Raw genomic sequence first — 1,904 nt, forward strand, 5'->3', positions numbered from 1 at the left:
AGGGGGAGTCTCCGCGAGGACGGAAGCAGTCGGACTCGCGGAGACTCCCCCTCACCCGGAATTTGCTCTCGCAAATTCCGGCCTCTCCCCGCAGGCGGGGAGAGGCGAAGGACAGCAGGCGTTTCGAGATCGGCAAATCAACCTCGAAATAGCGCTTATGTTTGTGCCTCGCCTGTCCAACCTGCGCAAACTGAGTTATCTTGGCCTGGCATCAGCTTTCCTGAGGGTCCACGGTTTTGCGGCGGCTGCTCTTTCTCAACGGCATCAAGGCATTCGAGGCGGCCGCGCGCACCGGCAGCTTTGCCTCGGCCGGCCTCGAGCTGAACGTGTCGGCGGCCGCCGTCAGCCGCATGGTGCATCTCCTGGAAGAGCGGCTCGGCGTCGCGCTGTTCGAGCGCAAGGCCAACAAGCTTGTGCTGACGCAGGCCGGCCGCGCCTATCAGGGCGGGCTGACGCCGATCTTCGATGCGCTGGCAAGCCTCACCGCGCAGGTGACGGCGCCGTCCGGCTTGCGCGTCCTCACCATCGGCGTCGGCCACACCTTTGCGATGCGCTGGCTGATCCCGCGTCTCTCGGAGTTTCGCAACGAGGAGCCCGACATCGAGGTGCGTTTCACCACCGGCGGCGCGGCGGTGCCGTTCGGCGAGGACTGGAGCTGCGGAATCAAGCTCGGCACCGGCGACTGGCCCGGCCTGGTGGCCGAGCCGCTGTTTGCCGGCGATCTCACGCCGGTCTGCGTGCCCCGCCTCGCCACGGCGCTGAAGCGGCCGGCAGACCTCAAGGCACCGAGCCTGATCCGCGTCGCGCATTCGCCGGACGACTGGCCGATCTGGCTCAAGGCGGCCGGTCTCCCACGCCTGTCCGCGCGCGGACCGGAATTCGAGTTCTACGGCCAGGCGCTGCAGGCCGCCGTCGACGGGCTCGGCATCGCCATGGGCATCCGGCCCTATATTGACGACGACCTCGCCGCCGGCCGGCTGGTCGCGCCGTTCGATCTCTCGGTGCCGAAGGGCATGCGCTGGTATCTGGTCTATCGCAGCTTCCAGACCGAGCAGCGCGATTTTGCCGCGTTCCGGCGCTGGATCATGCGCTCGGCGGCGGAACCCGCCGCGCGCCCGGCCCGGCGGACTCCGCGGGGAACAGCGCGGGCCTGACAAAAAATGCCGCCGCGTGTGAATGGCTTGTGAACGGCTTCACAGTCAAAACTGCCGAAACGTGGTCCTCTGACCCTCCAACGAGAAACGGGGACTACCAATGACGACTGCTTATGACGGCTTTGACATTGAATCGTTCGAAGCTGGCAAAGGCCTGTGGCACGCCCGCATCCGCCGCGCCGATCTGAGCCCGCTCGCCATCGACGGCGTGCTGTTTCCGGCCATGGAGATGGGCTTTGCCTGGCCCGACGCCCAGGCCGCAATCGCGGATGCCAAGCACCACATCGATCGCTTTCGCCGTCGCATCACCAGCGACGAATGAGTCCCCGAGCGAGCGCTTCGCGCTCGTCGCGGACGCACGGCCGGACAAGCAGGGAAACAGTCCAGGGAAACAGTCATGGCGTACATCGAATTCGACGAGACCCAGGCCCGCTCCTATGACCGGTCCGTGCTGTCGGAATGCCCGGAATGCAGCGGCGAGCTCGCCGTGCTCCGCGTGATCGGCGGCCGCGCCGGCTGCGAATACTGGACCATGCGCTGCACCGCTTGCGGCGGGATCCATCTCGACATCCTCGAGCCCGTCGCAGCGCACGCACCCGACGACGGGCCGCTGCCGGCGGCGTGAGGCGAGCGGCTGCTGCATGATGCGATGCGGGCAGGGCTATCGCATGTGCTTGCGCACGGACGATTCCACACCGTCATGGCCGGGCTTGTCCCGCCCATCCACGACCTTTCCCGCAGCGCCAAGAA

The 1,904-nt window shown here is 67.0% G+C and carries 3 protein-coding genes; all 3 read left to right on the plus strand.

Annotated features, from left to right (window positions below):
- Positions 1–236: 236 nt before the first annotated feature.
- The 3 genes from C2U70_RS29875 (at position 237) to C2U70_RS29885 (ending at position 1,779) form a co-directional block, all read left to right on the plus strand.
- Complete coding sequence (locus tag C2U70_RS29875; protein ID WP_140982222.1) at positions 237–1,154, plus strand: LysR substrate-binding domain-containing protein; 918 nt, start codon at positions 237–239, stop codon at positions 1,152–1,154.
- Positions 1,155–1,254: 100 nt separating this feature from the next.
- Positions 1,255–1,476, plus strand: a complete 222-nt coding sequence (locus C2U70_RS29880; RefSeq protein ID WP_140982223.1) for a hypothetical protein — start codon at positions 1,255–1,257, stop codon at positions 1,474–1,476.
- A 75-nt stretch (positions 1,477–1,551) separates the two neighbouring features.
- Positions 1,552–1,779 (plus strand): hypothetical protein, encoded by a 228-nt coding sequence (locus tag C2U70_RS29885; protein WP_140982224.1) that lies wholly within the window; start codon positions 1,552–1,554, stop codon positions 1,777–1,779.
- Positions 1,780–1,904: the final 125 nt, after the last annotated feature.

The organism is Bradyrhizobium guangdongense (assembly GCF_006483445.1).
GTDB classification, from domain to species: domain Bacteria; phylum Pseudomonadota; class Alphaproteobacteria; order Rhizobiales; family Xanthobacteraceae; genus Bradyrhizobium; species Bradyrhizobium guangdongense_A.

Bases quoted from the DNA above. Each gene is read 5' to 3' on its own strand.
- C2U70_RS29880 (WP_140982223.1), top strand. From the start codon at position 1,255: ATGACGACTGCTTATGACGGCTTTGACATTGAATCGTTCGAAGCTGGC.
- C2U70_RS29885 (WP_140982224.1), top strand. From the start codon at position 1,552: ATGGCGTACATCGAATTCGACGAGACCCAGGCCCGCTCCTATGACCGG.